This is a genomic window from Comamonas sp. NyZ500, from assembly GCF_016772095.1.
In the GTDB taxonomy this organism is placed as follows: domain Bacteria; phylum Pseudomonadota; class Gammaproteobacteria; order Burkholderiales; family Burkholderiaceae_C; genus Comamonas; species Comamonas thiooxydans.
In genome coordinates, this window is record NZ_JAEIJE010000003.1 from 277800 (window position 1) to 284081 (window position 6282).

Consider the following 6282-nt stretch of genomic DNA (forward strand, 5'->3'; position numbering starts at 1 on the left):
CCGCGCTCAGGGAGCACAGCGCATCTCCGGCTTGGCCGGCTCGGTGGGGGTCGTGGGGGTCGTGGGATTGGTCGGGTTTGTGGGAGCAGGCGGGCTGTCATCGCTGCCACCACAGGCGGCCAGCGTGGCGGCCGTCAGACAGGCGAGCGCCAGCGCCTTGATCAAACGCTTGTATTGCATGGAGTCTTTCGCTTTGATGTCGACAGGTTTCGACCGGCAAGAATCTAGGAAAAGCTCGTGTCATCCCGATGACGTCCGTGTTTCAGTACGTTTCTTCGCATCGGGCCAGCGCTCAAGATTCGCAAGCCTTGCCCGGCACGAAGCGCCATGCAAAAAGGGCCGATGCATTCGCATCGGCCCTGTGCAGAAAACATCGAAACGCCAGTCAGAACGCTGGCGCTTGCACGGCTACTGGCGCTTCTGGTAACCGAGTCTGTACAGCAGCGGCAGCACCAACAGCGTCAGCACCGTGGACGAGAGAATGCCGCCAATCACCACCGTGGCCAGCGGCCTTTGCACCTCGGCCCCCGTTCCCGTGGCAATCGCCATGGGCACAAAGCCCAGCGATGCCACCAGGGCCGTCATCAACACGGGACGCAGACGCGTGAGCGCCCCTTCGGTCACGGCCTGTTCCAGATCCATGCCCTGTTCGCGCAAGCTGCGGATATAGGAGATCATGACCAGGCCGTTGAGCACGGCCACGCCGCATAGGGCGATAAAACCGATGGCCGCCGAAATGGACAGCGGAATGCCGCGCAGCCACAGCGCCGCAATCCCGCCGGTCAAGGCAAACGGAATGCCGGTGAAGACAATGAGACCGTCGCGTACATTGCCGAACATGGCAAACAACAGCGTGAACACCAGCGCCAGCGACACGGGCACCACGACCATCAGGCGCTGGCGGGCCGACTCCAGGTTCTCGAAAGTTCCGCCCCAGCGTGTCCAGTAACCTGCAGGCAACGCAACACCTTCGAGTTCCTGCTGAGCCTGTGCCACAAAGGAGCCGATATCTCGCCCGCGCACATTGGCGCTGACAACGATGCGGCGCTTGCCGTCCTCGCGGCTCACTTGATTGGGCCCCGGTGCCAGCTCCACCGTCGCCACCGATGACAGCGGCACAAAGCCCAGACGCCCGTCGCCGCCGCGCGGCAGCGCAATCGGCAGGCGGCCTATGCTGTCCACATCGCTGCGCATGGCCTCGGGCAGGCGAACCTGGATGGCAAAACGTCGATCTCCCTCGAACACCGTGCCGGCTTCACGCCCGCCAAAAGCCGTGCTGATGGCATCTTGCACATCACCCATGTTCAGACCGTAACGCGAGGCTTTTTCGCGGTCGATCTGCACCGTGAGCATGGGCAGGCCCGTGGTCTGCTCGACCTTGACCTCGGAGGCACCAGGAATCTTTTGCAGCATGGCGGCTACGGCCTGCGCGGACTTTTCCAGCTGGACCATGTCATCGCCGAAGATCTTGACGGCCACATCGCTGCGCACGCCCGAGATCAGCTCGTTGAAGCGCAGCTGAATCGGCTGCGAGAACTCGTAGTTGCTGCCCGGAATCCTTTCCACGGTCTCTTGTACGGCAGCCAGCAGATCGTCACGCGAGCGCGCCGGATCGGGCCATTGCTCACGCGGCCTGAGCATGATGTAGCCATCCGAAATATTAGGCGGCATGGGGTCGGAGGCGATCTCTGCAGTGCCGGTGCGCGCAAACACACGCTCGATTTCAGGGAACTGCTTTTTGAGCTCGCTCTCGATCTGCATCTGCATCTGCACCGACTGCGTAAGGCTGGTGCCCGGTATGCGCAACGCCTGAATCGCAAAGTCGCCCTCATTGAGATTGGGTGCAAACTCGCTGCCCATGCGCGTGGCCAGCAGCAGGCTCAGGGCAACGATGACGCTGGCCGCCGTCAACACCACTGCTGGTGCATGCATGACCTTGTCCAGCACCGGCGCATAGGCACGGCGCGCCCACTCCATCAAACGGTTTTCCTTCTCGGCCACCTTGTCGCCCATGAACAGCGCAATCGCGGCAGGGATGAAGGTGATGGACAGCAGCATGGCACCCAGCAGCGCGATCACCACCGTCAGCGCCATGGGGTGAAACATCTTTCCTTCCACACCGGTAAGCGCAAAAATGGGCAGATAGACCACCATGATGATGAGCTGACCGAACAACAACGGACGCCTTGCCTCCCTGGCTGCCGCAAACACTTCCTCGAAACGTTCGCTGCGGGTCAATGATCGGCCTGCTGCTGCCTGGGCATGGGCCAGACGGCGCACGCAGTTCTCCACGATCACCACCGCGCCATCAATGATGATGCCGAAGTCCAGCGCCCCAAGGCTCATCAGATTGGCGCTGACGCGCATCTGCACCATGCCCGTGAAGGTGAACAGCATGGACAGCGGAATGATCAGCGCCGTGATCAGCGCTGCCCGCAGATTGCCCAGAAACAGGAACAGGATCGCCACCACCAGCGCTGCTCCCTCGATCAGGTTCTTCTTGACCGTGGCAATGGCCTTGTCCACCAGATTGGTGCGGTCGTACACCGTCACGGCCTTCACGCCGGGCGGCAGGCTTTTGTTGATCACCTGCATGCGCTCATGCACCGCCTGCGCCACGGCACGGCTGTTCTCGCCAATCAGCATGAACACCGTCCCCAGCACCACTTCGCGTCCGTTGTCCGTGGCAGCTCCCGTGCGCAACTCGCGGCCCAGGCCCACATCGGCCAGATCGCGCACGCGAATCGGCTGGCCTTGCGCCGAGCCCACGATGACTTCGCGAATATCGGCAATGCCCCCCACCTGTCCCGGTGCGCGGATCAGATACTGCTCGCCCTGGCGCTCGATATAACCGGCGCCCACATTGGCGTTGTTGCGCTCCAGCGCCGCGACGATATCGGCCAGCGTGAAACCATAGGCCGCGAGCTTTTGCGGCTGCGGTGCCACCAGATATTCCTTGGCGAAACCGCCGATGGAATTGATCTCGGTCACTCCCGCCACATTGCGCAGCTGGGGCTTGATGACCCAGTCCTGGATCTCGCGCAGATCCATGGGGGTATAGGGCGAGCCGTCGGGTCTGGTGGCGCCCTCATCGGCCTCCACGGTCCACAGATAGATTTCTCCCAGCCCCGTGGAGATAGGTCCCAGCGCAGGCGCGACACCCGCCGGCAGGGCATCGCGCGCCTGCTGCATGCGCTCGTTAACCAACTGGCGTGCAAAGTAGATGTCCGTGCCGTCCTTGAATACCACCGTCACCTGGGACAGGCCGTAGCGCGACAGCGAGCGGGTCTGCTCCAGCCCCGGCAGGCCGGCCATCACGGTCTCTATGGGGAAGGTGACGCGCTGCTCGGTCTCCAGCGGCGAATAGCCTGGAGCCGAGGTATTGATCTGCACCTGCACATTGGTGATGTCGGGCACGGCATCGATGGGCAGACGCTGGTAGTTGTAGATACCCAGGCCCACCAGGGCAAGCGTGGCCAGCATGACCAGCCAGCGCTGGGCAATCGCAAAGCGGATGATGCGCTCAAACATTCAAACTCCAAATATCTTCATCTGCCCTGTCACACTGGCGCAATCCAAACCAGAGACACCGAGCAAGAGCCGCCTCGCGGCGGGGCCACCCAGGCGAGGGTGTCGTCCCCCTTGGAGGCGCCGTGCAACGGGAAGGCGCGCCGCGCCTCAGTGGGTGGCTAATCAGTGCACATGCTCGGCTGTTGCCTTGCCAAGCTCGGACTTCAGGACGAAGCTACCGTCCTTCACATAGCGCTGGCCTGTGCTCAGGCCCTGCAGCACTTCGGTGTTCTGGCCGTCGGTCTTGCCCAGCTTCAGGGCCTGCGCCTTGAAGCCGCCGTCCACCGGCACAAACACCACGGGCTTGTCGCCGTCGATCTTCTGGATGGCCGCACTGGCCACCGTCACCGCCGCCTTCTGGCTGGATGCCGTCAGATCCACATTCACGAAGAGGCCCGGACGCCAGATGCCATCCGGGTTGTCCAGGGTGATGCGTGCCGGTGCCGTGCGGGTTTCCTGCCCTATCAATGCGCCCACATAGGCTACCGTCCCCGTGGCTTTCGATTCAAAGGCCGTCGCATGCACAGTGGCCTTTTCGCCCACGCGCACAAAGGGCAGGTCGCTGGCGGCCACCTTCATTTCAGCCCAGACCGAACGCAGATCGGAGATGGTGAACACGGCCGTGCTGTCCTGCACGGCTTCGCCCACGGCAAGATGCTTTTCCACCACCACCCCATCGAAGGGCGCGCGCAGCTCGAAGCGGTTCAGCGCCCCGGCAGAGCCTGAGCCGGCACCGATTGCAGCCAGCTTCTGCTGCGCATTGGCGGACGCGATCTCGGCCTCGCGCAGTGCCTGCTGGGCCTGCAGGTAGTCCTGCTCGGCCGAGATCTTTTCCTGCCACAGCTGCTTTTCGCGCTGGTAGGTGGTGCGCGCCAGTGCGAGACGCTTTTGCGCGGCCATCAGCTCGCTGCGCTGCTCGGATACCGCAGGGCTGGTCAGGGTGGCCAGCAACTGGCCCTTCTTCACCACCTGCCCCAGATTGGCCGCTACGCTCTCCGCCACGCCCGCCACCCGCGGCACCACATGAGCCGTCCTGTCCTCGTTGAAGCGAATCTCGCCCGGCAACTGCAGCATGCTGGCTATCAACGCCGGGCCGGCCTCGGCCAGCGCCACGCCCGCAGCCCTGGCGCGCTCGGCATCGAGTTTGAGCAGGCCTTCATCCTCATCATCGGCATGAGCGGATTCGGGCTTGGCTGCGGGTTTTCCGGTGCTTGCTGCCTGCTCATGCCCAGGCTCTCTGCCATGGTCATGCCCCTCTTTTTCGTCATGCTCATGCCCGTTGTTTTCTTCATGGGCATGACTCTTCTCTGCAGCACCGTGACCGTGGCCTTCAGCGCTGACAGCCGCCGGCTGCGTACCGTAGACAATGGCTGCTGCAGCGGCCGCGCCGAGCGCCAGAATAATGGCGATGGCAATCGCCGTGCGGCGGGGCTTAGGGGATGTGGAATTCATGATATGTGCTTGTTCTTACTCAAGACCGGGCACATCGCCCAGTTGGCGGGTGATGTCCGCAGCCGCCTGATGGGTTGCCACCAGCTGCTCCAGATAGAGGCTTCGTGCCTCGGCCAGCGTGCGCTGGGCATCCAGCACTTCCAGATAGCTGAACTTGCCTAGGGCAAAGCCCTTGGCTGCGACTTCGTAAGCGGACTCGGCTGCCGGCAGGACCTGCTGTGCAAGTTGCTCGGCCTGGGCCCGGCTGGACTGCAGTTGCTCGCGTTGCTGCTGCAACTGTGCGTACATTTGCTGGCGTGTGGCCAGCAGCTCGTCCTCGGCCTTGTCGGCCAGACGCAGCGCCTGCAGCTGATTGCCGCGGTTGCTGTCCAGAATCGGCAGCGGCACCGAGATACCCACCACCAGCTGATTGCGTCCCACTTCCTGTGCACGCTTCATGCCCAGACTCACGCTGGGGTCAGGCAGGCGCTTGGCACGCTCGAGCTCGGCGACGGACCTGGCTTGAAAAACGGCCTGCTGCGCGCGCAGCATCTGCGGTGAATGCTCCAGCTTTTCCAGCATCAGGCCTTCATCGGGCAGCACAGGCAGTTGCGCCAGCTCCCCCACCGCACTGCCAAATGCCGCAGGCTGCGCTCCCCACAGCGCCGCCAGCTGCTGACGTGCCACACGCAGACCGGAGCGCGCTTGCGCCAGGGCCAGCTCGGCACTGCTCTCGGCCACGCGGGCCTTGGTTTCCTCCAGCGGAGCCACCTTGCCTGCCAGCACGCGCTTGGCCGCGGCATCGCGGGCACTGCGGGCAATCTCCAGCGTCCTCTGGTGCAGCTGCACGCGTTGCTGGCCGGCCAGCACATTGGCAAAAGCCGTGCGCACATCGGCACGCAGACCGGCCTGCGCGGCCTCCAGCTCGGCCCTGGCCAGTTCGCGACCATGCCCGGCCGCCTTCATGCGGGCCTCGCGCTTGCCGCCGATCTCTATGGACTGGTTCCATTGCAGAGTCATGGACCTGGTTTCGCGGCGCGTGTCTTCCTGCGAATAGGCCAGCTCGGGATTGGGTCTGGCGCGACTCTGGATCAATGCCCCCTCGCTGGCCGCCAGGGCCTGCGCTGCCGCTCGCAGACCAGGGTTGTGCTCCATGGCCAGCGCCAGTGCGGCCTGCAGGCTGATGGGGGCGGCTGCCGCTGCCGCTGCTGTTGCTGCTGTTGCTGCTGTTGCTGCTGTTGCTGCTGTTGCTGCTGTTGCTGCTGTTGCTGCTGTTGCTGC

At 63.8% G+C, this 6282-nt stretch carries 4 protein-coding genes; all 4 read right to left on the bottom strand.

The window, feature by feature from the left end; genetic code table 11:
• Positions 1-6: 6 nt before the first annotated feature.
• Positions 7-180, bottom strand: a complete 174-nt coding sequence (locus JAO85_RS06980; RefSeq protein WP_177340937.1) for a hypothetical protein — start codon at positions 178-180, stop codon at positions 7-9.
• A 228-nt stretch (positions 181-408) separates the two neighbouring features.
• Positions 409-3531: an efflux RND transporter permease subunit gene (locus JAO85_RS06985; RefSeq protein WP_202787773.1), complete on the bottom strand. Its 3123-nt coding sequence runs from the start codon at positions 3529-3531 to the stop codon at positions 409-411.
• 162 nt (positions 3532-3693) lie between these two features.
• Positions 3694-5022 carry an efflux RND transporter periplasmic adaptor subunit gene (locus JAO85_RS06990; protein ID WP_202787774.1) on the bottom strand — a complete coding sequence of 443 codons (1329 nt, stop codon included), beginning with the start codon at positions 5020-5022 and terminating at the stop codon, positions 3694-3696.
• A 15-nt stretch (positions 5023-5037) separates the two neighbouring features.
• Positions 5038-6282: TolC family protein (locus JAO85_RS06995; RefSeq protein ID WP_237734743.1), on the bottom strand; the 1245-nt coding region annotated here is incomplete at its 5' end.